The following is a 26982-nucleotide window of genomic DNA, read 5'->3' as shown; positions in this document are numbered from 1 at the left end:
GTGAAGGTTTCGGGGAGCCGTCGGTGGGGACCCGACCGACTGGCGCCGAGTGGCCGGAGTGGGGAGAGCCCTCGCCGCCGTCGGATGCAGAAGGAAGATGAATCGCAGTGACCGCACACCCGAGCGAGACACCCGTCGTCCGCCCGCCTCAGACGGGCTGGGCGAAGTCCCGGACCCCGCGCGAGAACACCTTGCGCACCTGCATACCGGCCCTCGAGGACCGGACGGGTACCGGGACGTGGCGCAGCCCGGAGTCGAACATCGTCAGAGGTGAGGACTGACCTCGGCGCTCGCGATTCGGGCGTCGAGGCCCACGGGAACGCACCCGGGCGTGCCGAGGGGCGAGCCCGCTGTCACGCGGCACGTCGTCGCGGCCGCCGGGTCCACCCGAGCACGACACACCGGCCGACGGCTTCACGCCGGGGCGGCAGGGCGGTACCTCGTGTGCCGCTGACGCCCTCGCAGGCCTTCCGGCAGGAGGGTGCCGCCCATGGCTCCGACGGCACCGCGGCGACGGGCGGCGGACGCTCGGCACCGTGACTTGACTGCCGTACCACGCTCCGTGACGCCCGCCGACGGCGGGCCCGTCGGCGGTCTGTCACAGCGAGCGCCCCGGGGCACCCGCGCCGCCTGCGCCGAACCCCGCACACGAGACCTCGAGGAGCGAGACGATGCGAGCACTCACCTGGCAGGGTCGGCGGGACGTGCGCGTGGAGACCGTCCCCGACCCCCGGATCGAGAAGCCCGACGACATCATCGTGCGGATCACATCGACCGGGATCTGCGGTTCCGACCTTCATCTGTACGAACTCTTCGGCCCCTATCTCGACCCGGGCGACATCCTGGGCCATGAGCCGATGGGCGTCGTGGCGGAGGTCGGCCCCCAGGTGCACGCCCTCTCGCCGGGAGACCGCGTCGTCATACCGTTCAACGTCTCGTGCTGTGACTGCTTCATGTGCGACCAGGGCCTGCATTCGCAGTGCGAGACGACCCGGGTGGAGGAGCGGGGATCCGGTGCCGCGCTGTTCGGCTACACGAAGCTGTACGGACAGGTGCCGGGTGGACAGGCCGAGTTCCTGCGGGTTCCGTTCGGCAACAAGCTGCCCATCAAGGTGCCCGAAGGCCCGCCGGACGACCGATACGTGTACCTGAGCGACGTGCTGCCCACCGCGTGGCAGGCCGTCGAGTACGCGGCGGTTCCGCAGGGCGGGAGCGTGGCCGTACTGGGGCTCGGCCCCATCGGCGACATGTCCGCCCGCATCGCCCGTCACCGCGGCGCAGGACTGGTCATCGGCGTGGATCTGGTGGACGAGCGCCTGGAGCGAGCGGCGGCGAACGGCGTCACCTGCTTCGACCTGCGCCGGCACGGCAGGGACCTGACCGAGGCCGTACGGGACCTGACCGACGGACGGGGACCGGACGCCGTCATCGACGCCGTGGGCATGGAGTCGCACGGAGCGCCGTTCGCCAAGGCGGCGCAGTGGGTCACCGGTCATCTGCCCGACGCCGTGGCCCAGCCCTTGATGGAACACGCCGCAGTGGACCGCCTCGGGGCTCTGCACTCGGGCATCGACCTGGTGCGGCGAGGCGGCACGCTGTCCGTTTCCGGGGTGTACGGGGGGACCGCCGACCCCATGCCCCTGCTCACGCTGTTCGACAAGCAGATCCAGCTACGGATGGGGCAGGCGAACGTGTGGCGGTGGGTGGAGGACATCCTCCCCCTGCTCACGGACGAGGATCCACTCGGTGTCGACGGCTTCAAGACCCACGCCGTACCGCTCGAGGACGGCCCGAAGGCCTACGCGATGTTCCAGGCCAAGGAGGACGGGATGATCAAGACCCTCCTCGAGCCCTGAGACCGCGCCGCCCACCGATCGACCTGGAGTCTCCATGCCCACCACACTGTCGGCCGACGATCTGAAGGCGATCACGGATCGGCTCGCCGCCGAGGCCGACGTACTGCGCGAGGAACTCGCGGACGCGGAGTCGAAGATGCCCGCCCTCTACGCGGACTGCGACCTCGACCCCGCCGACGTGGGTGCGCGGGTGAGCGCGCTCGCCGCCCTGCGCGCCGACGCCGACCGCGCCAGGATTCTGCTGGACCGGGTCGTCGCGACCCTCCCCCGGGTGGGGACGCCGGGGTTCGGCCGGTGCACGGTGTGCGGCGACGTCATCGGCCGGGACCGGCTGCTGGCGGTGCCGCACACGGAGCTGTGCATCGTGTGCGCCCGCGCCGGGACCGGCGCACGGCCATGAGGCGTCCGCGGCGGTCGTGGCCCCCGGGCCCGTCCCCCTGCGTGACCGAACCTCCCCGACACCGCATACCGCCGGACGCGGGGAGAGAACGACGGCGCCGAGCGCCAGGCACGCCTGCCGCCTGAGCCTCCGGTTCCGGCCACGCCTGCGCTCATAGCGCGCGGTACATGACATGCAGCGCCACCGCACCGAACCGTGGATGCTCGTACGCCGCGGGGATCGTGCCCACGATCGTGAAGCCCAGGGACGTCCACAGCCGGACCGCGGGGTTGGTCTCGACGACCGCGTTGAAGACCATCCCCCGATAGCCCTCGGCCTCGGCGGAGGCCAGGATGTGTTCGGCGAGGGCGCGCCCGACCCCGCGGCCGGCCCGGTCCGGGTCGACCATGAAACCGGCGTTCGCGATGCGGGCGGCGGGGCCGCCGTAGTTCGGGGTGACAAAGGCGGAACCGACGATCGTCCCGGAGTCGTCCTCGGCCACGTACACACGCTTGGCCGGCGCCATCCACAGGGCGCGGGCCGCTTTCTCGTCGGTGTCCGGGTCCCAGGTGTAGGTCTCCCCGGCGGCGACGATCCGGTGCCAGAAGGGCCAGATGCGCGGCCAGTCACCGGCCGCGGCTTCCCTGATCAGCATGGGCGCGTGTCCGACACGCCCATGCCGCAGGCGATCACGACGGATCCTGCCGGGTCAGTCGACGCTCGGCAGGATGTGGGGTTCGGCAAGGTCGTCCTCGTAGCCCGCCAGACGGATCGGGGCCGAACGCGCCCAGACGTCCAGGCTGCCGAGCTTCTTCTCCGTCCGCAGGCCGCCGCGCTCCACGCGTTCCTTGGGGCGGTCATCGTGATGCGTCTTCTCCGGTGTCACCGCGCACTCCTTATGTGTCGGGTAACCCTTGGGACGTGCCGCCCCGGCCTGCCGCCGTGGCCCCGCGCGTCCGCTCGGGTCTGGGTCGAAACTGTTCGGACGCGGTGGCGCCGGCAACTCGTACGAGGGCAGGCCGTGGTAACCGGCTTGTCCCGGGACGGACCGTGGGTGTGGGTGGGACCCCAATGGCTGTCCGCTCGGTCCAGGTTAACCAAATGAGCGGGCTGCCGCTCGATGGGGCTGAAACAACCAGGTAACTGTCTTGAGTCGTGGGGCACCCATTCCCACTCATTATTAACCAATTTGTTGCTGGTCATCCCGTTTTGGTACACCCGATCGGCGCAATCGTCGAACTGCTCATCGCTCCCTCACATGTCCGGATCAGCGTTCCTCGGCGTGGCTCGACCCGGCGCGGTTCGGCTCGTGCTCAGTTCAAGTCCCGTTGGCCGAGTCGCAAGCTCGCCATGATCTGCTGACACTCGGCAACGGCTTTTCTCGCGAGAGGACTGACGCATGGAGCTGCGCAGCGTCGAGGAGCTGATGGATCTGCTGCACGCCTGCCGGGGCGCATGGGACACCCCGGACCGCAGCGGCGACCCGGTCGATCTGCACGACCACGCCCTGCAGACCGCCGCGCTGCTGCGCCGAAGTCGCCCCGCGGACAAGGAACTCCAGGTGGCCGGGCTGGTCCACGACATCGGCCATCTGCTGCGGCCGGGCGACGACGCCGGACACGCCGACCTCGCGGCCGACGCGGTACGGCCGTTGCTCGGCGAGCGGGTCTCCCGCCTCGTGCGCCTGCACGTGGCCGCCAAGCGCTATCTGGCGGCCGTGTCCCCGGAGCGCGGGCTCTCCCCGCAGAGCGCGCTCACCCTGCGCCGCCAGGGCGGGCCCATGACGCATCGGGAAGTCCTCGCGTTCGAACGGGACCCGCTGGCCGAGGACGCGGTCACTCTGCGTCAGGCGGATGACGCGGCGAAGGTCATGGGCCTCAACGCCGGCGTGCTGGAGGACTGGCGCACGGTTCTGGAGCTGGTGGCGGCGGGACGGGTCCGGCTGGGGGTCATGGACTGAGGCCTCCGGGGCCGTACCACGACCGTCGCGGTCCTGCGCCCCGGCACCGCATCGACGCCGTGCCGACGGCCGCAGCCGTGTGACGGCGGTCCCCGACGGCCCTCCTGCCGGGGAGCGGCTCCGCCTCCCGGCCGCCTGCGACATGCCGCCGTCGGCGTAATGACCGAGCAGGACGATCCGGCGGCGACAGACTCTGCGAAGTGTGCCGCCGACACGGAATCGCCCCGGCACGGCTCCGCGTGATCGGAAAGTGGACGGCCGGCCATGCCGGCTGGTGCCTGGCCGCGTCCGTGGCCCTTCACGTCCTGGCTGCCGTCTGCTTCTCCCCCGAGCCGCTGGATCTGCGCGTCTACCGTGACGCCTCCCCCCTGGTGCTCTCCGGTCACCTCTACGACTACCGGCTGCACACCGGCCCGCCCATCCCTCTGCTGCCGTTCACCTACCCGCCGTTCGCCGCGCTGGTCTTCCTGCCGCTGTCGCACCTGCCCTGGACGGTCGTGGTCGTCCTGTGGCAGGCGGCCTCCGTGGCGGCCCTGGGGGTGATCGTCCACTGCGCCGAGCGGCTGCTGTCCGCCGGCCGCGGCCGCCCCCGGATGTCGCGTGTCATGCTCTGGACGGCGGGGGGCCTGTGGCTCGAGCCCGTACGGCACACCCTGGACCAGGGGCAGGTCAACCTGCTGCTCGCAGCCCTGGTCCTCGCGGCGGTGGCCGTGCCGCGCCCGGCGGCGGCCCGGGGCGCGGCCCTCGGCCTTGCGACCGCGGTGAAGCTCACTCCGGCCTTCGGCGGGTTGTATCTGCTGGCGACCCGGCAATGGCGGGCGGCCGTCTGGGCTGCCGTGGCCGCAGCCGCGGCCACGGCCCTGGCCTGGGTGGCCGCCCCGCAGGAGTCGGCACGCTATTGGACCGGCCTGGTGACGCAGACTCAGCGCATCGGCCCCTCGTGGTCCGTGCGCAACCAGTCCCTGCTCGGCGCGCTCGGCAGGCTCCTCGGACCCGACACCCCGATCGCACTCGCCTGGTGCGCGGCCCTGACCCTGGCCACCGCGCTGGCCGCCTGCGCACTGTGGAACGCCGTGCGCCACCAGGACGCGCTGGGCGTCCTGGTCGCCGCCGAGCTGTACGGGCTGCTGGTGTCTCCCATTTCGTGGAGCCATCACTGGGTCTGGTGCCTGCCGGCCATGATGTGGTCGGCCCACGGGCCCGAGCGCCATCGGCTGCTCGGCCGGGTGGTGACCGCGGCCTGGCTCGCGGCCACGGCCACCCGCCTGGTGCCGTTCCTGATCGGCATGGAAGACGGGCTGCCGCACCCCACGCCGTACCCGGCTCTGCTGGCGTGGCCGGGCACAGCCTACACCGTCTGTGCCGTGCTGTCCCTGCTCGCCGTCGCCGCCTCCCGACGGTCGGCGGCCGACCGGCCCGGGCTTCAGCGGGTGAGGGCGGCCTCCGGCGCGTAGAAGTGGGCACGGACCCGGTGCAGCCACGACTCGGCGGCCGCCTCGTCCGGCTCCTGCGGCAGCACGCAGCGCGCCTCGTCGAAGGCGTTCTCGTAGTACCGGAGCAAGGACCTCGCGACCGTGGCGTGCTCGGCCACGCGCTCGCCGAACGCGCGGTACTCCTGGGGGTCCTCCAGGCGGACGGTCAGCTGTCCGGTGGAGTACAGCTCCAGCCCCTGGTGGCACAGCCGCTTCAGGTGGCGTGCGTGTTTGGCGGTGCGCCTGCGCACGTCCGCCGACGGGTCCCGGTCACCCCGCGACTCCAGCCTCCTGACCTGCTGGGTGGCGTAGCCCAGATAGGCGGCCCGGACGCGCCGGGCGGACAGGAACGACGCGCGGATACCGATCAGCTCGTCGCCGAGCGGGGTGCGGACCTCGTACAACTCGTCCGCCAGCCACACCAGTTCCGTCGCGCTGGGGTTGCCGCCGAGCGCGAGCCGGCACCATTTCGCGGCCTCGTGGAAGGTCCGGTCGGGATCGGTACCGACGTGGGACTCCCTCGGCGGGTGCAGGCCGTGCAGCCTCTGCGTGGGCACGGCGAAGACGCCGAGCCGGTCCACGTCGGAGCCGGCGTGCGCGAGCCCGTACGCCGTCGAGCCGACGATGCCGGACAGCAGGATGTGAGGGACGTTCACGGTCGGCCGCCTTCCTCGGGGTCGAACGGTACGGGTGGCGGCTCCGGGCCGGCCTGACGGGGCGGGGACTGCGCGTGAGGCTAGGCGCCCGGCCACCGGAACGGCCAGCGAATTTCGTACTGACGTACCTCACCGGCCTGTCATCTGACGGAGCGTCCGGAGACGGTACGGGGATGACGTCGCCGTACGGGTTCCAGGTCGGGGTCGCCATCGTCACCGGTGGGTCGCGCGGGACCGGAAAGGGCCGTGGCGGGGGCTCCCGCGGCGGCCGGAGCCCTGGTGCGCGGGACCCGCGGCCGGGTGCGGACGGCCGCCGGGCAACTCGGCGGTACCGGGGTCACGGGCGACGTCGCCGACCCCGTCCGTCCGCAAGAGCTCACCGCATTGGCCCCTGCGCTCCTTCGGACGGATCGACGTTCTCGTCGGCAACGCCGCGACCAACCGGTCCCCTGGCCCCCCTCATCGAGGCCGGACCCGAGCGCCGACGGGAGGCGTTCACCGTCGGCGTGGAGGCACTGCTGCGGCTCGCCCAGTGCATCCGGCGGGCCTGGACGGGCGAGCGCGGCGGCACCGTGGTCGACATCTGCACCCAGAGTGGCGGGCCTGCGGACCCGAACGTGGGCGACCACGGAACCGGCAAGGCCGCCCTGCTGCACCCCACCCGGCATCTCGCCGGCGAACTCGCGCCGAAGGTGCGGGTCACTCCCCCGGGCTCGTCCGCACGGAGACGGCCCGATCGGTCCGGGCGCACGGCGAGGACGCCGTCGCCGCAGGGATGCCGCTCCGCCGCTTCGGCCGGCTCGAGGACGTCGCCCGCGCCGTGCTCCGGCCGGCGTCGGACACGGCCGACCGGATCACCGGCACCCACCTGCCGGGCGACGGCGGAACCCGGGCCGGGCCCGCGTACGTCCCGGAGTCCTCCGCCTCCGGGACGTACGCCATCCGGCATCGATTGCGCTCATGTGCGCCGCATCGGATCTGATGTCACGGGCGTCACCTCGTTCGTGACGACGGGCTCGAAGGGTGGCGGCCACTCACGGGAACAGTGCGATCCCGATGAGGACCAGTAGGATGATCCCTGCGACCAGCGCCACCGTCGCCCAGGTGCTGCGGTGCCTCACCGGGTCGGCCGGCCTGCCACCGCGCGGCCTGTCCTCGGGCAGGACAGGCCGCTCCGGACGGTCGGACCGGTAGAACTGCTCGTCGCTCGTGTAGACGTTGCGGGGATCGCCGGTGGCGCGTGGATCGATCTCGTGTGGAATGGCCATGAGAACTCCTTGCGCGGTACTCACGACAGGTCGAGTTCCCACTTGGCGACGGGCCACACGCCAGGGGCGGCGCGCCGCCGCCCTCCGGACCGCTTCCGGATCACCACTTCCCGGGGGCGTAGTCCTTCAGGAAGACGCCGTACAGGTCCTCGCCCTGCTCGCCGCGCACAATCGGATCGTATACCCGGGCCGCTCCGTCGACGAGGTCCAGCGGAGCGTGGAAGCCCTCCTCTGCCAGCCGCACCTTGTCCGGATGCGGTCGCTCGTCGGTGATCCAGCCGGTGTCGACGGCGGTCATCAGGATGCGGTCCTTCTCGAACATCTCCTGGGCACTGGTGCGCGTGAGCATGTTCAGAGCGGCCTTGGCCATGTTGGTGTGCGGGTGGCCGGCACCCTTGTAGCCGCGGCTGAAGACGCCCTCCATGGCCGAGACGTTCACGATGTAGGTCCGCCTGGCCGGGGAGCCGGACAGCGCCGCCCGCAGTCGGCTGATCAGGATGAACGGCGCCGTCGAGTTGCACAGTTGCACCTCGAGCAGCTCGACCGGTGTGACCTCCTCGACCGCCTGGATCCAGCTGTTGGTGTCGTGCAGGTCGGGTACGAGCCCGCCCGCGTCGATCGCCGTACCGGCCGCGATCCGCTCCAGGGAGGCGGAACCCGAGACCAGGGCGAGGCCGGTGACGTCCTGCGCGGTCAGCGAGCCGCCGGCCACCGGCAGCGCCGCGACGGCTCCGGAGCCGAACGCGCCGATGACCTCGGCGGACGGCAGTTCGCCCGCGGGCAGCGGGGCGGACTCGGCGGCGACCAGCTCGCTGTAGGCCTGCGGGGAACGGCGCACGGTCTGCGCCGCATTGTTGATCAGGATGTCCAGGGGGCCCTCGGCGGCCACCGAGTCGGCCAGCGCCACCACCTGGGCCGGGTCGCGCAGGTCGATACCGACGATCTTCAGCCGGTGGATCCACTCGTCGCTGTCCGGCTGCGCCTTGAAGCGGCGGATCGCGTCGTTCGGGAAGCGTGTGGTGATGGTGGTGTGCGCGCCGTCCCGGAGCAGCCGGAGCGCGATGTACATGCCGATCTTGGCGCGGCCACCGGTCAGCAGGGCGCGCTTGCCGGTGAGGTCGGCGCGGGCCTCGCGACGGGACCGGTTCTCGTCGGCGCAGTTCGGGCAGAGCTGGTGGTAGAAGTAGTCGACCTCGACATAGCGGGACTTGCACACATAGCAGGAGCGCGGGCGCTGGAGTATGCCGGCGATCTGGCCGGACCCGGTGATCGAGGACGGCAGGATGCCCTCGGTCTCGTCGTCGATGCGCTGCGCGGACCCGGTCGCCGTGGCCTCGGTGACCGCCTTGTCGTGGGCGGTCTTGGCGGCACGGCGCTCCTGGCGGCGGCGCTGCTTGACCGAGCGGTAGATGTGCGAGGTGGCCCGGCGCACCTTGATCGCGTCCGGGTGGTCCACGTCGAGGTCGTCGAGTTCCGCGAGCACGCCGAGGCAGACGGCCAGTCGCTCCGGGTCGATGCCGGGGCCGTACGCCATCTCGTCCATGGCCGCCGGTCCGGCGCCTGCCAGGCCGTCCTCTGTCACCGTCATCGCGCTGCCGTTCCTCGCTCACCCGCGCAGCGCTCCGACCGCGCTCGCTTTCGAACAGCGAATTTTACGGAGCGCGCGGCCGGGTCTCCAAACCCGTGATGATCGGCGAACAGCGGCAGGTCCGGTCGGGGGCGCGGGCGAGTTCCGCATCGGCGCACGCCCCCGCGGCCGGACGGCGTCGAGGGCGGCCGCGCACCGGTGCGGCCGCCCTCGACGGATGTGACGAACCGCTCAGACGCGGCAGGCCGCCAGCAGCGTCTCCACCTCGTCCGGCACCGCGCGCGCCAGGCGCGCCAGGTCCGGCACCGCACGCGCGTCCGCGACGAACCCGTAGTGGACCCGGCCGCGGTAGGTCGAGATCGCCACCGCCAGGGACTGACCACGGGCCAGCGGGGCGAGCGGATAGATCTCGGCGAGCGGGTTGCCGCCGAGCTTCAGGCCGAGACTCGGCAGCGGCACGCTGGTGACCAGGATGTCGAACCACAGCCGGGCGGCCTGGCTGACCAGCGGTCCGCCCAGCCGGTGGCCCAGCGCGGGCACATGGTCGGCGAGCAGCGCGACGGCGCCCGCGCCCCGGTTGGGCCCGGCGTGCTTGTTGCGGTCCATGGCCGTACGGACCGTCCGCAGTCGCTGCAACGGGTCCGGGTCGCCCACCGGAAGCCGTATCAGATAGCCGGAGAGCCGGTTGCCCTGTGGCTGCGCGGTGCGCGGGCGGCGGTTGGAGACCGGGATCAGGGCACGGGGCTCTACGCCCGCGCTGCCGTCGCCCCGCTCGTCGAGCCAGCGGCGCAGTGCGCCCGCGACGACCGCGATGAGGACGTCGTTGACGGTTCCGCCCGCCGATTTGCGCACCCGGTGCACGTCGTCGAGGTCGACGGCGACGCCGGCGGTGCGGCGGGTGCCGCTGGGCTCGGAGATGAGCGCGGACGACGAACGCGTCCCGAGGGTCGACACGGCGACGGCGGCACCGATGTCCAGGGCACGGCCCACATCGGCGAGCGTGCCGCGCAGCAGACCCGGCAGTCTGCGCATGTCCGGCAGCAGCCCGCGGGCGGGTGCCTGGGGACGCGGCCTGGGCGCCGGCATGTCCATCGGGTCCATGACCGCGGCGGCCAGCGTGAGGGCGCGCAGTCCGTCGGCGAGCGCGTGGTGGAACTTGAACAGGACGGCGAAGGAGGTACCGGACTCCCCCGGCAGCACATGCGCCTCCCACGGCGGTCGGCCGCGCTCCAGCGGGCGCTCCATGAGCCGTCCGGCGGCGGCGTGGAAGTCGGCGGCGGGCGCCTGCAGCCGTACATGGTCGAGCGGGTCGAAGTCCGGTGCGGGCTCGCGGGCCGCGCCGCCCAGGGCGAGCGGGAGGCGCGCCGCGGGGAGGGCCCGCCTCAGCCGACCGTCCGGCAGCCACACGTCGCGGATCCGCATGCGCAGCCCGGGCACCGCAGCGGCACGGCCCGCCAGCAGGTCCGCGGCGTGGGCACCCGCGGTGGGCGAGTTGCACGCGAACACCCCGAGGGCGCCCAGGTGCATCGGATGGCGGGCGGATTCGATGTTCCAGAACGCCAGGTCGAGTGGTGCGAGCAGGTCGGAAGTCAATGGCTTGCCTCGCGTCGACGATGGGAGAACACGAAGTCAACCTCCGACTGGCGATTACGGTCAAGTACGATCAGGCTACGCTCAGTTAACAGCAGATAAAGTCCCGCCTCTCCGAGAGAGGCGGGACTTTGTGAGACGCGTGAGGTCACTTCAGTGCGGGTGGCGCCGCCTTCGGTGCCGTGCCCCACCCGGACGGCCGCGCGCCGACCGTGAACTCCAGCGTGCTCGGACGGCGCAAGGTGTCGGTGGTGATGTACGTCCGTTCATAGGCCTTTCCGTCGACGCGCACCCCCTGGATGTAGCGCTGACTGTGGGACGTGCCGGGCGCGGTGACGGTCAGTCGGCCGCCGGGGTAGTACGCCCGGTCCAGCACCAGGTCGACCCGGTCGAACACGGGCGTGGTCAGCCCCCAGGTGCGGTATCCGGGCTGCACGGGGAAGATCCCGATCGACGAGAGCACGTTCCAGGCGGACATGGTGCCGAGGTCGTCGTTGCCGGTCATGCCCGTCGGTCCGTCGGTGAACAGGGTCAGCGCCGCGTGCACCACGTCGGTCGTCTTCCAGGGCTGGCCGGTGGAGAGGTACGTGTACGGGGCGATGAGGTCCGGCTCGTTCTGCGGGTTGTACTTGTCCGCGTTGTAGTAGGCGTACGGCCCGTTCACCCAGACGTCGCGCGCGGTCCCCGCGGGGTCCTTGAGCAGTCGGTCGTAGGCGAAGAAGGCGTCGAGCCGGTCGTTGGCCGCACGGTCGCCCCCGATGAGGCCGACCATGCCGCGCAGGTCCTGCGGCACAAGCCACTGGTACTGCCAGGCGGTGCCCTCGTGGAAGCCCACGCTCTTGGCCGGGTCGGCCGGCCCCACGAAGGCGCCGGAGGCGTCCCGGGCGCGGAAGAAGCCGGTCGAGCGGTCGAAGACGTTCCGGTAGTTCCGCGAGCGGGCGGCATACCGCGCCGCGTCCGCGTCATGGCCCAGGTCGCGCGCCATCCGGGCGAGCATCGCGTCGGACAGCGCGTACTCCAGGGTCACCGAGGCGCCGTAGTGGTAGTCGGAGTCGCCCGGCTTGGCGTACGGACGGTTCTTGATGTACGGCGCGAAGCCGTTCGCGATGTACTCGCGGTTCGCCTCCCGGCCCACGTACATGGTGTTCGCGGGGGGAACGCCGTCCGCGTTCTTCTTCAGCGCACGGTAGGCCCGCTCCTCGTGTCCCTTCAGCAGCCCCTGCTGGTAGGCGTGGGTGAGGTACGGGGTCACCGGGTCGCCGCTCATGATGTTCGTCTCGACCGTGCCGTAGCCCCACTTGGGCAGCCAGCCGCCCTGCGCGTCGATCTCGAGCACGGACAGCGCCATGTCCCGGGCCTCGCGCGGGGCGAGCAGGGACAGCAGCTGGGCCTGGGTGCGGTAGGTGTCCCACAGGGACCAGTTCTGGTAGTACGTGAACCCGTTGGCGCGATGGATCCGCTGGTCCCAGCCCCTGTAGCGGCCGTCGGCGTCGCTGCCGATGTTCGGCGCGAGGAACGACCGGTACAGGGACGAGTAGAAGGTGGTCCGCAGGGTGCGGTCGCCCCCCTGTACCCGGACGTCGTCGAGGCGGTCCTCCCAGGCGCGACGGGCCGCCTCCCGGACGTCGTCGAACGAACCGGCCTGCGCGGCCGCGAGGTTGGCCTCGGCGCCGCGCGCGTCCACGTACGACAGCGCGGTTCTCGCCTCCACCGTCCGGTCCTTGGTGGCGTCGAACGTGACGTAGGCGCCGTTGCGCCCGGGGCCGGAGGACTTCGTCGCCTTCGGGGTGATCGAGTCCTGGTACCAGGTTCCGTGTGCCGTGAAGGGGCGGCTGAAGCGGGTGACCGTGTAGACCGTGTACGGGCGCGTCGAACGGCAGAAGCCGCTGCCCGTGATCGTGGTGCGCACGGTGCGGTCGTCGAGGATCTCGACCTTGGAGGAGATGTTCTTGTGCAGCGCCTGGCCCGCGTTGAGCAGCACATTGGCCTTGCCGGTGGCCGGGAACGTGTACCGCTGCACTCCGGTACGTGCCGTCGCCGTCAGTTCGGCCTGGATGCCGTCGCCGAGTCGGACCCGGTAGTAGCCGGGGCTCGCCTGCTCGTCGGCGTGGCTGAACGTGGCCGCGTACTTGGCGTAGTCCGTCTCCGTGACGTCACCGGTCGTCGGCAGCACGGGCAGATCCCCTCCGATGGCGCAGCCGACGCCGGAGAGGTGGACGAGGGAGAAGCCGCGGATCCGTTGCTGGGTGTAGTCGTAGCCGGTTCTGTGCCCGGTGTCCGGGGAGAGCTGGACCATGCCGAAGGGAACGGCGGCACCGGGGAAGGTGTTGCCTTCGTTCTGCGTGCCGATGAAAGGGTTGACCAGGTCGGTGAGCCTGCCGTCGGGCGGATCGGCGGCTGGGGTGGCCGGCGGGGAGCACAGGGCCGAGGCCGCGACCGCGCCCGCGGCGGCGAGGCGCAGGCGCCGGGTCCATCTCATCTGGGAAGACCTCCGGAGGATCGACGTCGTTGCCCACATGGTGGTGGCGCCGTGTCGGATTCCGGAGCATCCGAGGCGGTTGACCTGGGGCGCGTCGCGGAAGACCGGTGCCCGGCAGCGGGGCCGCGCGGGTGCGTGGAGTCGGCGAGGGACGGTCTGGCGCCGCGGAACACCCGGGGGATCGGGGCGAGTTCACGGTCCGGGGTCCGGACGTCCCGTCCCTCGGCGGGGAGCGGTTCGGGGCGGGGCCGGATCGGTGGCGGGCCCGCCGTGGGGACGTCAGGACGGGTGGACCCCTCCGGGTCCTGGAGAGGGTGCCGCCGCCGACGGCGACGTGGGGGCCGCGCGCGACGAGCGCGTCCGGGGACCCGCTCGTCCGCGGAGAGGGGCGTGCACGCCCGCGTCGGTCATGTCCGGCCTCGCTTTCGTCGGCCCCCGCCGACCCGGGGTACTGCGCCGGAGCGTCCCCCTCGCTCCCGGGCCGATCGGCACGTGCTCATGGGCGACGATAGGCGGCCGGCGGCGGGCCCTGCCTGCCGAGGGCCCGCCCGGTGCGTCATTCGGGTGGCCGTGCGGTGTGCCCCGGCCGCCGTCGCGGGGCACACGGGCCGGACCGCCTACGGCACGTGCTGTCCCTTCCCCAGCGCGATCACCCCGCCCTTCGACACCGTGTACAGCTCCGTGTCCCGGTCCGGGTTGACACCGATCGTCGCGCCCGGCGGCACTTCGACGTTCTTGTCGAGGATCGCCCCGCGCACGATCGCACCCCGTCCCACGTGGACGTTGTCGTGCAGGATCGAACCCTGTACGACGGCACCGGGGTCCACGACGACGCCCGGTGACAGCACCGACTGCGTCACCTGCCCCCGGATCAGGGACCCCGCGCTGATGATCGACTCGCTGGCGATGCCACCGGCGTTGAAGCGGGCGGGCGACAGCTGGCCGGAGTGCGTGTAGATCGGCCAGCTGCGGTTGTAGAGATTGAAGGCCGGCCGCTCGGCGATCAGGTCCATATGGGCGTCGTAGTAGGCGTCCAGCGTGCCGACGTCCCGCCAGTACCCCCGGTCCCGGCTGGTCTCGCCCGGCACGTGGTTGGCACTGAAGTCGTACAGCTGCGCCTCACCGCGGTCGGTGAGGGCCGGCAGGATCGAACCCCCCATGTCGTGCACGGAGTTCGGGTCCTCGGCGTCCCGCTGCAACGCCTCGATCAGCGCCTTGGTGGTGAAGATGTAGTTGCCCATCGAGGCGAAGACGCACTCGGGGTCGTCCGGCAGCCCGGGCGGGTCGGCGGGCTTCTCCAGGAAGCGCTCCACGGTCAGGCCGTCCGAGCCCGGGCTGATCACGCCGAAGGAGGGGGACTCGGCGCGCGGCACCCGTATCCCCGCGACGGTCACGCCCGCCCCGCTGTCGATGTGCCGGGCGACCATCTGCCGCGGGTCCATCCGGTAGACGTGGTCGGCGCCGAACACCGCCACGTACTCGGGCTGTTCGTCGTATATCAGGTTCAGCGACTGCAGAATGGCGTCCGCACTGCCCAGGTACCAGCGCGGTCCGAGCCGCTGCTGGGCCGGGACGGGGGTGACGTAGTTGCCGAGCAGACTGGACATCCGCCAGGTGGTGGTGATGTGCCGGTCCAGCGAGTGCGACTTGTACTGCGTCAGCACGCAGATGCGCAGGATGTCGCCGTTCACGAGGTTGGACAGGACGAAGTCGACGAGGCGGTATGTTCCGCCGAAGGTCACGGCCGGTTTCGCGCGGTCGGTGGTCAGCGGCATCAACCGCTTCCCCTCCCCGCCGGCCAGTACGATTCCCAGCACCGAAGGTCCACCGCGCCGCATGCCGCCGCCCCTCTAAGCCCGGTTGTGCCGCTCTCTGTTCACTGACTACCCCTGTTCGAGGAGTTCCTCGTACAGACGAACCGTGCGGCGGGCCACCGTGTCCCAGCCGAACTGCTTCACCGCGCGCTCCCGGCCGGCCTCTCCGAGGCGCCCGGCCGCCGTCGGATCGGCGAGGACCGAGTCCAGGGCGCGGGCGAGGTGCTCCTCGAAGTCGTCGTCCACGTCGACCAGCAGGCCGGTGCGCCCGTCGTCGACGACCTCCGGAATGCCCCCGGTGCGCGAGGCCACGACCGCCGTACCGCACGCCATCGCCTCGAGGTTGACGATGCCGAGCGGCTCGTACACCGACGGGCAGACGAACACGGCGGCGTGCGTGAGGAGCTGGATCACGTCCGGACGCGGCAGCATCCTGGGGATCCAGTGGACGCCCTCGCGACGTCTGCTCAGCTCCTCGAACAGGTCCCGGAACTCGCGGTCGATCTCCGGGGTGTCGGGGGCGCCGGCACAGAGCACGACCTGGGTGTCGGGGTCGATGTGCCGGACCGCGCGCAGCAGATGCGGCACGCCCTTCTGGCGGGTGATCCGGCCGACGAACAGGACGTAGGGGCGGCTCGGGTCGAGGCCGAGGCGGGCGAGAACGTCCGTGCCGGGGTCCGGCTGGTAGAGCGAGGTGTCGATGCCGTTGTGCACGACGTGGACCCGCGCGGGATCGAGGGCCGGGTAGCAGCCGAGGATGTCGTCGCGCATGGCGCCGGAGACGGCGATCACGGCGTCCGCCGACTCGATGGCGGTCCGTTCGGCCCAGCTGGAGAGGGCGTACCCGCCGCCGAGCTGCTCGGCCTTCCAGGGGCGCAGCGGCTCGAGCGAGTGGGCGGTCATCACATGCGGGATGCCGTACAGCAGTTTGGCGAGATGCCCTGCGAGGTTCGCGTACCAGGTGTGGGAGTGGACGAGTTCGCGGTCCTGGAGGACGGCGGCGATGGAGAGGTCCACGGAAAAGGTGCGCAGCGCGTCGTTGGCGGTGTCGAGGGCCGGCCACGACCGATGGCGTACCACGCCCCCGGCACCGCCCTCGCCCCAGCAGTGCACGTCGAGGTCGGTGAGGGAGCGCAACTCCCGGGCGAGGAACTCGACATGAACACCCGCGCCGCCGTACACGTCCGGCGGGTACTCCCGGGTCAGCAGGCCCACACGCACCGGGAACCCCCTGTCTCAGCGGCTGGTTCCCACATGGTCACCCAGATACCGCGGTTGCGGAAGACCACACGGGTGTCAGTCCCGGCCCGGCGGGCGGTCGAAGCAGCAGTCGCCGCACACACCGCCGCCGGGCAGCCGGTAGTAGAGGCAGCAACTACGCCGCCGGCCGGTCGCGGGATCGAGGGTGCCGGACAGGTCGGGGTGCGTGAACAACCCGGCGGCCAGCCCGTGGGCCCGCTCGGCGACGTCCGCGCGGCCCTCGGCCCGGGCCCAGTGGCCGATCATGCGCACGGCGCCCGCGAGGGCGGAGCCGGCGTTGCCCCACAACAGCCCTGCGGAGACACCGTTGCGGGAGGCCAGGGCGGCGGTCAGCGGGACGAGGTGGGCCTCGCGCACGACCGCGTCGAGCGCGTCGACCGGCAGCGCACGCACCTCGTCCAGCCACAGATCCTCGGGCGCGCTGCCGTCCGGGTCCCAGGACAGCCGCCCCGGGTCGAGGTCGGGAACCCTCCCGTACAGGGCGGCGCACCCGAGCGCGACGGACCAGAGCCGGGCCGCAAGTCCCTGGTGGGCGATGGAGGCGGCGACCCGGACCTCCGGGGCGCGCAGACTCCGTGCGACCTTGCGGACACGGAAAGTCACCGGATCCCGGTAGGCGTCGTCGGGACCGTCGGACGGTGCGGCCGCGTACGCGTACGCGAGGTCCGGCAGAGGCCCGCGCCGGGGCACTCCGGTGCGTAGTACGAAGAAGCCGCCCAGGGAGCCGAGCGCGGCGAGTTCGGGGTCGAGGTCCACGAAGGCCAGTAGTACCAAGGCCGGCCGGGCCTCTCAGCAGGGGGGAGCCATCCGTGGTCACCCCTCCAGGGGAGGACGGGAACGTGTTCGTACTCCATCGGCAGTATGACCCAATGCGTGCTCAGGTACGACGACGGGAAGGGTTCCGCACGGCATCGTGTTGATTATGGAAGCCGACTGTCAGCCGCGCCGGGCGCCACGCTCCGGCCCCCCGCAGAGGAGCCGCTCATGAGCGCCCTCGCGTTGTCCGTGCTCCTTTCCCTGTTCTCCGCCGTCGCCTACGCCGGCGGAGCAATCGTGCAGGAGCGGGTCGCCGTGTCCTCGCCGGACGAGTCCTGCGCGCCGCTGCGCCGGCCGGCCTGGTGGGCGTCGGTCGTGCTGAACGGTCTCGGCGGGTTGCTGCACGTCGCGGCGCTTGCCTACGGTCCCCTGAGCGTGGTCCAGCCGCTCGGTGCGCTGACCATCGTCTTCGCCTTGCCCATGGCCGCCCTGTTCGTGGGCCGCAGGTCCGGGGCGACCGCCTGGCGGGGCGCGGTCATGGCGACCGTCGGCCTGGCGGGTCTGCTGTCCCTGGTGGGCACCTCCGACGCCCAGACCCTGAGCGGCGCCCAGCGGGTGACGGTGGCCCTGGTCACCGCGGGCGGCGTGCTGGCGCTCATGGTCGCGGCCCGTGCGGCGCACCGGCATCCGGCGGTACGCAGTGTGCTGCTGGCGGTCGCGTCCGGGGTCGCGTTCGGCATGTCGTCGGTGTTCACGAAGACGGTCGCCGTGGACTGGAAGAGCGGGGTCGCGCTCGCCGATGTGCCGAGCCTCGCGGTGATAGGCGTCTTCGCCACGGCAGGTCTGCTGCTGTCGCAGGCCTCCTACCGGGGTGCGGGCCTCGCCGCCCCGCTCGCCACGCTGACGGTCGTGAACCCGGTGGCGGCGGCCGCGGTCGGCATCACCATGTTCGGCGAGACCTTCCGCTACGGCGCCACGGGCACCGCGCTCGCCCTGGGTTGCGGTGTCGTCGCCGCGGGAGGTCTCATCCTGCTCACCACGGAGCGGATCGGCGGCGAGCAGCGCACGGCAGCGGCCACATCGGCCGCCCCGGAACCCGTCTCCGAGCCGGAGCCGCTCCAGACGGTGATCGCCGCGGTCCCCGCGCAGGCGCCCGCCCCTGCCGAGGAGGACGTGCCCGTGGCGACGGCCGTCGAGGAGGACGCGTACGACGGCTGGGAGCCGGCCCCGCTGTACGCCCCCTTCTACGCCGGACCCTTCGTGCCCGTGCCCGCCCCGGACAGGCATCGGGCCCGCGTGAAATCCTGACCGCTCGCGACGGGCGTCAGAGCCTGACGCCGCCCGCGCGGAGATAGGCGAGGGGATCGATGTCGCTGCCGAACGCGGGCCCCGTCCGCACCTCGAAGTGCAGATGCGGGCCGGTACTGTTGCCGGTCGAGCCGGAGCGGCCGATGCGCTGGCCGCCCACCACACTCTGCCCGTCCTTCACGGAGATCGCCGACAGATGGGCGTACTGCGTGTAGCGGCCGTCGGCATGCCGGATGACCACCTGGTAGCCGAAGGAGCCGCCCCAGCCCGCGGCGACGACGTGTCCCGGCGCCACGGCCTTCACGGAGGTTCCGGTGGGCACGGGGAAGTCGACGCCCGTGTGGTAACCCTTCGACCACGCCCCGCCCGCGGCATGGTAGGGCGTGCCCATGGCCGCGGTCACCGGGGCGACCATGGAGTGGCTGGCGGTGCGGTCCGAAGTGGGTCGGTGGGTGGACGACTTGTGGGTGCGGGAGGGTGCGGGTTCCGTGCGCACCGGGGCCTTGGCCCGCAGTTCCAGCCGCTGGCCGGGCAGGATCAGATCGGGGTCGGCCCCGACGGCCTCACGGTTGGCCGTGTACAACCGCTGCCAACCACCCCGGACATGATGCGTGTCGGCGATCCCGGAGAGCGTGTCCCCGCGCACCACTGTGTACATCTCGGCGGTGCCCGCCTGCGACTGGGGTGTGGTCTGCGGTTTCACCTCCCGTACGGAGCGCTCGGCGGCCCGCGAGGCGGTGCCGGGGGTGTCGCGGCCGGGGGTGTCTCCGGTGGGACCGCTCGAACGGGTCCCGGGGCCGGCGAGGGTGAGGCCCGCGCGTACCGAGCAGACCGGCCAGGAGCCCGGGCCCTGCCCCCTCAGGACCTTCTCGGCCACCGCGATCTGCTGGTCCCTGGTGGCGAGATCCGCACGCCGGGCGTAGGCCGTACCACCGTAGGCCTCCCAGGTGGACTGTGTGAACTGCAGTCCGCCGTAGTAGCCGTTGCCCGTGTTGATGCTCCAGTTGCCGGTCGACTCGCAGGCGGCGACCTTGTTCCAGGTGCCCACGTCCGCGGCGTGCGCGACCCCGGCGCCGATCAGCGGGATGGCCATGCCGGCACCGCCCGCCGTGAGGGTGAGCGAGGCGCGGTTGATCCTTGTCGGCTGATACCGGCGGTGCCGGCCGCGTACGGCCATGGGGACCCCCTCGACATGCGTCAGGAGGGGCAAAAGTAAATGTTGCGAACAGGCCATGACAAGACGGCAATCGGCCTCTTCGGCGGATCAACTGACCTGGTTCCGCCCCCCGTTTCCGGACGGGACCGGACGACCGGCCGGTGCGGGTGCGACCTGCACGCCCCTGCCGCGACACGCGGATGTGCGCCGGGCGTACCGGCACGTCAGGATGGTCACCGGGCAATACTGACGAACACGACCGGCACCACCCCCTGAGGACGTCCTCAGGACCGAACCGGCACCGCCGATTCCAGGACCTCTAGGAGCCAACCGTTATGAGCACTTCAGCCCAGATCGGCGTCACGGGTCTCGCGGTCATGGGCCGCAACCTCGCCCGCAATTTCGCGCGCAACGGCTATACGGTCGCCCTGCACAACCGGACCGTGGCACGGACCCACGACCTTGTGAAGGAGTTCGGCCACGAGGGCGACTTCGTGGCGACCGAGACCGCCGAGGACTTCGTCGCGGCGCTCGAGCGGCCCCGACGTCTGATGATCATGGTGAAGGCCGGAGCGCCGACCGATGCGGTGATCCAGGAGTTCGCCCCGCTCCTGGAGCCGGGCGACATGATCATCGACGGCGGCAACGCGCACTTCGCGGACACCCGCCGACGTGAGAAGGAGCTCCGCGAACAGGGCATCCACTTCGTCGGCACCGGCATCTCGGGCGGTGAGGAGGGCGCGCTGCACGGCCCGAGCATCATGCCCGGGGGCTCGGCCGAGTCCTACGCCTCCCTCGGCCCGATGCTGGAGAAGATCTCCGCGAAGGCCCAGGACGGCGCACCCTGCGTGACCCACGTCGGACCCGACGGCGCCGGCCATTTCGTGAAGATGGTGCACAACGGCATCGAGTACGCCGACATGCAGCTGATCGGCGAGGCGTACCAGCTGCTGCGCGACGTCGCCGGCTACTCCCCCGCGCAGATCGCCGAGATCTTCCGTACCTGGAACACCGGGCGGCTCGACTCGTACCTGATCGAGATCACCGCGGAGGTGCTCTCGCACGTGGACGCGGCGACGGGCAAGCCGTTCGTGGACGTGGTCCAGGACCAGGCGGAGCAGAAGGGCACCGGCCGCTGGACCGTGCAGATCGCCCTCGACCTCGGGGTGCCGGTGTCGGGTATCGCGGAGGCGGTGTTCGCGCGTTCGCTGTCCGGGCACTCGGCGCTGCGCGAGGCCTCGCGCGACCTGGCCGGCCCGAAGCCCGCGCCGCTGGCCGAGGACGAGGCCCGGGCCTTCGCCGACCGGGTGGAGCAGGCGCTGTACGCGTCGAAGATCGTGTCGTACACCCAGGGCTTCCACGAGATCGCCTCGGGCAGCGAGGAGTACGACTGGAACATCGACCTCGGCAGCATCGCCTCCATCTGGCGCGGCGGCTGCATCATCCGCGCGGCCTTCCTCGACCGGATCCGCGCCGCCTACGACGCCCGCCCGGACCTGCCGAGCCTGCTCTCCGACGAGACCTTCGCCCGTGAGATCGCGCACGCGCAGGACGACTGGCGCGAGGTCCTCGTCGCGGCGACCCGCCAGGGCGTCCCGGCACCCGGGTTCTCCGCGGCGCTCGCCTACTACGACGCGCTGCGGGCCGAACGGCTGCCCGCGGCGCTCACCCAGGGCCAGCGGGACTTCTTCGGGGCGCACACGTACCGGCGCACCGACCGCGAGGGCTCGTTCCACACGCTGTGGGGCGGGGACCGGACGGAGGTCGGGGCGTAGCGCGCCCACGCCGCGCGTGACGGTGGCCCGGTGCCCGGAGGTCTCCCTCCGGGCACCGGGCCACCGCGCAGGTCGGCCTATGTCAGGGGCGGTCCCGGCTCGGGCCCGGGCACCGGGTCGGGACCCGGCGGCTCCGGGATCGGGGACGGAGGCGGCTGAGGGGTGGGCCGGGGTTCCGGGTCGGGCACGGGTTCCGGTCCGGGACGCGGACGGTCGGGTCCCGGACCGGGCGGAACGGGGCCCGGTCCGGGCGGCACCGGTGCCGGGCCGGGCGGTACGGGTTCGGGTGGCACGGGTTCCGGGCCCGGCGCGGGTCCCGGCTCCGGGGTCGGAACCGGTCCTGGGGTCGGATCCGGTCCCGGGGTCGGTCCCGGTCCGGGCGGCGGTCCCGGCCGTGCGGGATCGGGGAACGGATGCGTCATCGTGTCCTCCAGCCATTCGCTGCATCGGCCCTGGACTTGTGCCCCGGGTACCCGGGGCACCGATCGGCACTCACCCCGTCGCGGGACGTCGGCAGGACCGGGTGGGCCACCGACCGCCCGGAATCTACCCGGTCGGCTGTGCGGCGCCATGGAGCGCCGCAGCGGCCGCCGCGAGCCCGGGCTCAGGACTGGCAAGGACCGGGATACCGGTCGAGGTCAGGTACTGAGCGGGGGCCATGGACGCCTGGGCCAGGACGATCGCGTCGGCACCGGTGACCGTGTCGGCGCTGCCCGCGACCGCCCGCACGTATCCGTCGGTGTCCCCCGCCTCGAACAGCTCCCACGCACCCTCGACGAGTACGGTGCGCACCTCGGCGTCGCCTCCGGCCGCCTCCTCCCGGATCAACGCGATCGTGGGCGCCAGGGTGCTCTCCACCGTGGCGATCACGACGATGCGGGGGCCCGTCGCCACCGCTGCGGCGGCCATCGGCCGGTCCACCCGGAGCACGGGCACGTCCACCTCCGTGCGCTCGGCGACCGCACCGATGGTCGAGCAGGTGCACAGCACGGCGCGGGCGCCCGCCGCGACCGCCGCGTCGAGGAGGTGCCGGACGGCGTCGGCCACGGCGTCCGGGCCGTGCACGCGGGCACGTTCGAGGAGTTCCTCGGCCACGAGATGCCTGAGTTCGAGCCCGGGATGGAACCGGTCCCGCAGGGCGTCGAAGACGGGGACGTGGGCGGGTGAGGTGTGCAGCAGGGCGAGCGCGCCGCGCCCCCCGCCGTCGCCTGTGGACACGTTTTCCCCCTCGATCAGGCCGTGACGGCCTGCGGGCTGCGCTCCTGGTCCGAGCCGGGTACCGGGGCGGACGGGTCCGATCCCCGTGCGACGATCCGGTTGTCGCGGTCCACGTGCACGACCCTCGGCCGCAGGGTCCGCGCCTCGGCGTCGGGGACCTGGGCATAGCTGATGACGATCACCAGGTCGCCGGGGTGCACAAGATGGGCCGCCGCGCCGTTGATACCGATGACGCCGGAACCGCGCTCGCCCTCGATGACGTAGGTCTCCAGCCGGGCGCCGTTGGTGACGTCGACGATGTGGACCAGTTCACCGGGCAGCAGATCGGCCGCGTCGAGCAGGTCCGCGTCGATGGTCACCGATCCCACGTAGTGCAGGTCGGCCTGGGTGACGGTGGCACGGTGGATCTTGGACTTGAACATGGTGCGCAGCATTTTGGGCTCCTGAAAGACAGCTCCCTGCCCGCTTTCTGCAGGTCAAGGGCGTTCTTTACCCTACACCGGCACGTGTCGGACCCGACGATCGCCAGGAACGTCGCTTGCCCCTGCCGAGAAGGCCCCGGGCCCGGGCTTCCGCGCGAACCCGGCTGTCGTGACGTCGCCGACCGTGCGCCTGCCCGGTCCCTCGTCGCCGAATGCGCCGGGACTGCCACTGAGGAAACACCGACACACCTGACGTCACATCAGCGAAATAGGAGTGCGGGTCACTTCCCGGGATCACCTGTCGAGTTGGTGCGTGACATCCGCTCTCAGCCCGCATGAACAGCTCACCCGCGGGCAGCGCCCTGATCGCGGCTGATGCCGATGGAGGTGTCTGCGGGCCAGCCCCGCCGTCCGGCGGAGAACCCTCCGCCCCAAGGGGCCGCACCCATGAACGCCGGTCCGGACGGCCCGAAGGCGACCGGATACAGTACGCGAGACGGCAGCCTGGTCAGGGAGGGGAAGCGTGACCGACACCAGCGACACCCGTCCCGCCGACAGCGAGGCGCAAGCTCCGCGGCAGAGTCGACTGCACCGCCTGATGCGCTACATCCCCCTGATCGCCCCCGTCCTGCTGTGGGCCGTGCCCTGCTGGGCGCTCCTGTACACCGGCCAGCACTGGCCGGTGCCCGTCACGCTGGTCGGCACCGCCCTGTTCGCCCTCGGCCTCATCGGTATGCCGCTCGCGATGGTGCGCGGCCACGGCCGGCGCCAGCAGGACCGGGCGGCGATCATCGGTGACACCCTGCTGGGCACCAGCTGGATTCTGTTCACCTGGTCCGTTCTGCTCGGCATCCTCCTGCGGCTCGCCCTGACCGTGGCCGGCGTCGGCGGCAGCCAGGACCGGGCCCGAATCGTCACCTGGGCCGTCCTCGGCGCAGCCGTCGTACTGCTCGGCTGGGGGTATGCCGAGGCCCGCCGCGTGCCACGCGTGCGCCGTCTCGACGTGCGACTCCCGCGACTGGGTGCCGGGTTGGACGGCCTCCGGGTCGTCCTCATCACCGACACCCACTACGGCCCACTCGATCGCGCTCGCTGGTCGGCACGGGTGTGCGAGACAGTGAACGCTCTGGAAGCCGACGTGGTCTGCCACACCGGGGACATCGCTGACGGCACGGCCGAACGCCGCCGCGCCCAGGCCGCCCCACTCGGTACCGTGCGGGCGACCCGCGCCCGTGTGTACGTCACCGGCAACCACGAGTACTACAGCGAGGCCCAGGGCTGGGTCGACCTGATGGACGAGCTGGGCTGGGAGCCGCTGCGCAACCGCCATCTGCTGCTCGAACGCGGAGGCGACACCCTCGTGGTCGCCGGCGTGGACGACGTCACCGCCGAGTCCTCCGGCCTGGCAGGTCACCGCGCCGACCTCGCCGAAGCTTTGAACGGCGCCGACCCCGCCCTGCCCGTCCTGCTCCTGGCACACCAGCCCAAGTTCGTCGACCGGGCGGCAGCCGACGGTATCGACCTCCAACTCTCCGGCCACACGCACGGCGGTCAGATCTGGCCCTTCCACCACCTGGTCCGCATCGACCAGCCCGCCCTCGCCGGCCTCAGCCACCACGGCACCCGCACCCTCCTTTACACGAGCCGCGGCACCGGCTTCTGGGGCCCGCCGTTCCGCGTCTTCGCCCCCAGCGAGATCACCCTGCTCGTCCTCCGCTCCCCGCACCCGCCCACCTCGCCGTAGCGCGGGGCGGGCCGACACATCCGCTCGGAGCTGTCCACGAGCCGCGACACGGTGTGGCCGCCGGTAGCCTGCCCGGGGGGCCGAGGTCTGGGATGAGCCGCAGCCGGCCGCCGACGGGTTCAAGCACGTGTACGCCGAGGTCGGCCCGGTACGCCGATCCCCGCGGGCTTGTCGACGTCGGCGGTGTGCCTCACTACTGGTTGGCGGGCCGACCACTCGTGGGTGGACGCGAACGCGTGATCAAAGGCGTAGACGGGATCGACTGCCGTACATGACTTGGCGCCGGGTCCAGCAGACCACCGCGCTCAGCGCGATACGCGCCGCCGGCGGCTCCCGGACTTCCGGGGCGGCAAGCCGCCCGGCCCGGCGGCCGAGTGATCACTCCGTGGAGAAGGCCGCGTGCGGTCCGACGGCCGTCGGGCCCCGGCCGCCCGCTCTGTCCCACTTCCCGTCCGCCCTGTTCGCGGGGGGACCGCCAGGCCGGGCGGCGGTCTTCGTACACCAGGACCCTCCCCGCAGCGCAGGTCCGCAGAAACTCGGCGAGGCAGGCTCCCTGCCCGGTGGGGCCGGGCGGACCTCGCCGCACCGAATACGCAGGAGCCCGTCGAAGGGGTCATGCCGCCGTGTCCTCGAACCACACATGGGTGCAGTTCGGGCATTGCAGATGGACCACGGGCCCTGAGTTGGACAGCAGATAGCGCCAGTGGACGTGGCAGGTGCGGCCGGCCAGGCAGTTCTCGCAGTCCTCGTGGTCCCGGCAGTTCGGACACGGGAGCCAGGCGCGGCGTGCCCGGTCGGCGTGGGGATCAATCGGCAGCACGGCCCTGCCCGAGGTCGGGGGGCAGCACTCCGGCGGCCACAAGGCGCTCGTAGATCCGCTGCTGATGCTCGTCGAGGCCGGAGTACAGCATCCGGTACGCCTCGTCCTCGGCCGCCATCGCCGCCACCGGGTCCCAGTCCGGTTCCATCGCCGCGAAGAACTCCGTACGCCGGCGCGCCTCGTCCGCGGTGAGGTCCATCTCGAATATGTGAGGGTCGGGGGTGCTCTCGTGGGCCATGAGCGGGCTTTCCTGAAGGAAATAGATGACTATTACACATTCCTAGCAGGGTTTGCCCGAATTTCGAACAGTCCGGCCACGAGATCCTGGTCACGCGGAGGCGTGTGGTCACGGGTGCGGCCGGGGCAGGCCGCCCGGACGTCCTTGGCTGGTCCTGCCGGTCCCAGGAACACCGGGGAACTGCCGTCGCCCTCGACACGCTTCGAGGATGGACGGCACGCCGGGCGATCCCCCCGGCGACGGCATCCGGGTCTGCCAAGGGCACAGATCCGTTGCGGGACATGGAACGAGAGGAACCCCCGATGACCACCACCCTTGCCGGCGGCACGTTCGACCTCGCGGACGGCATGACCGTCTCGCGTATGGGCTACGGCGCCATGCAGCTCGCGGGACCGAACGTGTTCGGGCCGCCCCGGGACCGCGACCAGGCCGTCGCGGTTCTGCGCGCGGCCGTCGAGGCGGGCATCACGCACATCGACACCGCCGACTTCTACGGCCCCGCCGTGGTCAACGAACTGATCAAGGAAGCACTCTTCCCGTACCCCGCCGGCCTGCACATCGTCACCAAGGTCGGCGCCCGCAGGGCCGCCGACGGGAGCTGGGTCCCGTCACTGGACCCGGCGGACCTCAAGGCGCAGGTGAGGGAGAACCTCACACACCTGGGACTGGACACCCTGGACGTGGTCAACCTGCGCGTCGGCGGCCACGACGCCCCGGACGGGGAACCCCTGGCGGAGCAGTTCGGCGCCCTCGCCGAGCTCCAGCAGCAGGGCCTCATCCGTCACCTCGGGCTCAGCGGCGTCTGCGCCGCGCAGCTCACCGAGGCCCGGTCCATCGCGCCCGTCGTCACCGTGCAGAACCTCTACAACCTCGCCAACCGGCAGGACGACGCCCTGCTGGACCGGTGCACGGCCGAGGACATCGCCTTCGCCCCCTTCTTCCCGCTGGGCGGATTCAGCCCGCTGCAGTCCGAGACCCTGCACAAGGTGGCGGCACGTCTGGAGGCCTCGCCCCAGCAGGTCGCCCTGGCCTGGCTGCTGCAGCGCTCACCCGCCGTCGTCGTCATCCCCGGCACCTCCTCGCCCGCCCATCTCAGGGAGAACATCGCCGCCGCCGATCTGGTCCTGCCCGCCGACGCCGTAGCCGAGCTCGACACCATCGGCCACTGAGCCGGCCGCCTCCGCCCGCCCTCCCGGCGACGACGGTGCCCGAGGCAGCGGGAC

24 protein-coding genes are annotated in these 26982 nt (G+C 71.9%); 9 read left to right on the top strand and 15 right to left on the bottom strand.

The features are described 5' to 3' along the window. The first annotated feature begins 671 nt into the window (after positions 1–671). Positions 672–1856, top strand: a complete 1185-nt coding sequence (locus tag ACSHXN_RS34745) for an alcohol dehydrogenase catalytic domain-containing protein (RefSeq protein ID WP_355137128.1) — start codon at positions 672–674, stop codon at positions 1854–1856. Between the two features lie 34 nt (positions 1857–1890). After that, positions 1891–2256 (top strand): TraR/DksA family transcriptional regulator, encoded by a 366-nt coding sequence (locus ACSHXN_RS34740; RefSeq protein ID WP_355802377.1) that lies wholly within the window; start codon positions 1891–1893, stop codon positions 2254–2256. A gap of 151 nt (positions 2257–2407) precedes the next feature. On the opposite strand, the gene ACSHXN_RS34735 is transcribed toward ACSHXN_RS34740, so the two are convergent. Both ACSHXN_RS34735 and ACSHXN_RS34730 read right to left on the bottom strand, forming a co-directional pair. After that, positions 2408–2890 (bottom strand): GNAT family N-acetyltransferase, encoded by a 483-nt coding sequence (locus ACSHXN_RS34735; protein WP_355137132.1) that lies wholly within the window; start codon positions 2888–2890, stop codon positions 2408–2410. A gap of 54 nt (positions 2891–2944) precedes the next feature. Then, positions 2945–3121 carry a hypothetical protein gene (locus tag ACSHXN_RS34730; RefSeq protein WP_355137134.1) on the bottom strand — a complete coding sequence of 59 codons (177 nt, stop codon included), beginning with the start codon at positions 3119–3121 and terminating at the stop codon, positions 2945–2947. Positions 3122–3634: 513 nt separating this feature from the next. On the opposite strand from ACSHXN_RS34730, the gene ACSHXN_RS34725 reads away from it, so the two are divergent. Both ACSHXN_RS34725 and ACSHXN_RS34720 read left to right on the top strand, forming a co-directional pair. Beyond that, complete coding sequence (locus ACSHXN_RS34725) at positions 3635–4195, top strand: HD domain-containing protein (RefSeq protein ID WP_331268312.1); 561 nt, start codon at positions 3635–3637, stop codon at positions 4193–4195. Between the two features lie 239 nt (positions 4196–4434). After that, a complete protein-coding gene (locus tag ACSHXN_RS34720) occupies positions 4435–5649 on the top strand; it encodes a glycosyltransferase 87 family protein (protein ID WP_438304924.1) in 1215 nt (404 codons plus the stop codon). Here the strand turns inward: ACSHXN_RS34720 and ACSHXN_RS34715 are convergent. Next, on the bottom strand, positions 5619–6323 hold the full coding sequence (locus ACSHXN_RS34715) for a nucleotidyltransferase domain-containing protein (protein WP_438304923.1): 705 nt from the start codon (positions 6321–6323) through the stop codon (positions 5619–5621). The genes ACSHXN_RS34720 and ACSHXN_RS34715 overlap by 31 nt on opposite strands. 532 nt (positions 6324–6855) lie before the next feature. On the opposite strand from ACSHXN_RS34715, the gene ACSHXN_RS34710 reads away from it, so the two are divergent. Next, positions 6856–7305, top strand: coding sequence for an SDR family oxidoreductase (locus tag ACSHXN_RS34710; RefSeq protein ID WP_355137140.1), 450 nt, complete (start codon positions 6856–6858; stop codon positions 7303–7305). Between the two features lie 52 nt (positions 7306–7357). On the opposite strand, the gene ACSHXN_RS34705 is transcribed toward ACSHXN_RS34710, so the two are convergent. The 7 genes from ACSHXN_RS34705 to ACSHXN_RS34675 all read right to left on the bottom strand — a co-directional run bounded on the left by ACSHXN_RS34705 (position 7358) and on the right by ACSHXN_RS34675 (position 17078). Then, positions 7358–7591 (bottom strand): hypothetical protein, encoded by a 234-nt coding sequence (locus ACSHXN_RS34705; RefSeq protein ID WP_355137142.1) that lies wholly within the window; start codon positions 7589–7591, stop codon positions 7358–7360. Positions 7592–7691: 100 nt separating this feature from the next. Then, positions 7692–9179, bottom strand: coding sequence for an SDR family NAD(P)-dependent oxidoreductase (locus ACSHXN_RS34700; protein ID WP_355137144.1), 1488 nt, complete (start codon positions 9177–9179; stop codon positions 7692–7694). Between the two features lie 231 nt (positions 9180–9410). Continuing rightward, entirely contained in the window at positions 9411–10772 is a 1362-nt protein-coding gene (locus ACSHXN_RS34695) for a wax ester/triacylglycerol synthase family O-acyltransferase (RefSeq protein ID WP_355137145.1), read from the bottom strand. Between the two features lie 145 nt (positions 10773–10917). Continuing rightward, on the bottom strand, positions 10918–13248 hold the full coding sequence (locus ACSHXN_RS34690; protein ID WP_355802364.1) for a GH92 family glycosyl hydrolase: 2331 nt from the start codon (positions 13246–13248) through the stop codon (positions 10918–10920). Between the two features lie 617 nt (positions 13249–13865). Beyond that, entirely contained in the window at positions 13866–15086 is a 1221-nt protein-coding gene (glgC, locus tag ACSHXN_RS34685; RefSeq protein ID WP_356112990.1) for a glucose-1-phosphate adenylyltransferase, read from the bottom strand. A 45-nt stretch (positions 15087–15131) separates the two neighbouring features. Then, positions 15132–16283: a glycogen synthase gene (gene glgA / locus ACSHXN_RS34680; RefSeq protein ID WP_355137149.1), complete on the bottom strand. Its 1152-nt coding sequence runs from the start codon at positions 16281–16283 to the stop codon at positions 15132–15134. Positions 16284–16358: 75 nt separating this feature from the next. Next, on the bottom strand, positions 16359–17078 hold the full coding sequence (locus ACSHXN_RS34675) for a (2Fe-2S)-binding protein (RefSeq protein WP_355137151.1): 720 nt from the start codon (positions 17076–17078) through the stop codon (positions 16359–16361). Between the two features lie 228 nt (positions 17079–17306). Here ACSHXN_RS34675 and ACSHXN_RS34670 point away from each other — a divergent pair, with 228 nt between their 5' ends. Further along, positions 17307–18386 carry a DMT family transporter gene (locus tag ACSHXN_RS34670; protein WP_438304917.1) on the top strand — a complete coding sequence of 360 codons (1080 nt, stop codon included), beginning with the start codon at positions 17307–17309 and terminating at the stop codon, positions 18384–18386. Between the two features lie 16 nt (positions 18387–18402). Here ACSHXN_RS34670 and ACSHXN_RS34665 read toward each other — a convergent pair whose 3' ends face one another. Beyond that, entirely contained in the window at positions 18403–19563 is a 1161-nt protein-coding gene (locus ACSHXN_RS34665) for a transglycosylase family protein (RefSeq protein ID WP_438304915.1), read from the bottom strand. Positions 19564–19877: 314 nt separating this feature from the next. Between ACSHXN_RS34665 and gndA the strand changes: the two genes are divergently transcribed. After that, positions 19878–21317, top strand: a complete 1440-nt coding sequence (gndA, locus tag ACSHXN_RS34660) for an NADP-dependent phosphogluconate dehydrogenase (protein ID WP_438304913.1) — start codon at positions 19878–19880, stop codon at positions 21315–21317. Positions 21318–21863: 546 nt separating this feature from the next. Here gndA and ACSHXN_RS34655 read toward each other — a convergent pair. Together ACSHXN_RS34655 and panD are read right to left on the bottom strand one after the other, a co-directional pair. Next, entirely contained in the window at positions 21864–22535 is a 672-nt protein-coding gene (locus ACSHXN_RS34655) for an aspartate/glutamate racemase family protein (protein ID WP_356293083.1), read from the bottom strand. A 14-nt stretch (positions 22536–22549) separates the two neighbouring features. Further along, on the bottom strand, positions 22550–22969 hold the full coding sequence (gene panD, locus ACSHXN_RS34650) for an aspartate 1-decarboxylase (protein ID WP_355137161.1): 420 nt from the start codon (positions 22967–22969) through the stop codon (positions 22550–22552). Between the two features lie 511 nt (positions 22970–23480). Between panD and ACSHXN_RS34645 the strand changes: the two genes are divergently transcribed. Continuing rightward, positions 23481–24701, top strand: coding sequence for a metallophosphoesterase (locus tag ACSHXN_RS34645; protein ID WP_355137163.1), 1221 nt, complete (start codon positions 23481–23483; stop codon positions 24699–24701). A 613-nt stretch (positions 24702–25314) separates the two neighbouring features. Here ACSHXN_RS34645 and ACSHXN_RS34640 read toward each other — a convergent pair. Both ACSHXN_RS34640 and ACSHXN_RS34635 read right to left on the bottom strand, forming a co-directional pair. Further along, positions 25315–25521 carry a hypothetical protein gene (locus ACSHXN_RS34640; RefSeq protein WP_355137165.1) on the bottom strand — a complete coding sequence of 69 codons (207 nt, stop codon included), beginning with the start codon at positions 25519–25521 and terminating at the stop codon, positions 25315–25317. Beyond that, the gene (locus ACSHXN_RS34635) at positions 25508–25759 is read right to left on the bottom strand and encodes a DUF6400 family protein (RefSeq protein WP_355802347.1); all 252 of its coding nucleotides are present in this window, start codon (positions 25757–25759) and stop codon (positions 25508–25510) included. Before ACSHXN_RS34635 ends, ACSHXN_RS34640 begins: the two co-directional genes overlap by 14 nt. 302 nt (positions 25760–26061) lie before the next feature. Here ACSHXN_RS34635 and ACSHXN_RS34630 point away from each other — a divergent pair, with 302 nt between their 5' ends. Further along, positions 26062–26928, top strand: coding sequence for an oxidoreductase (locus ACSHXN_RS34630; RefSeq protein ID WP_355137169.1), 867 nt, complete (start codon positions 26062–26064; stop codon positions 26926–26928). Positions 26929–26982 lie beyond the last annotated feature (54 nt).

The organism is Streptomyces sp. HUAS TT11, assembly GCF_051553595.1.
Taxonomy (GTDB): Bacteria; Actinomycetota; Actinomycetes; order Streptomycetales; family Streptomycetaceae; genus Streptomyces.
The sequence above is the reverse complement of the archived record's forward strand: the minus strand, read 5'-3'. Positions and strand labels throughout refer to the sequence as shown.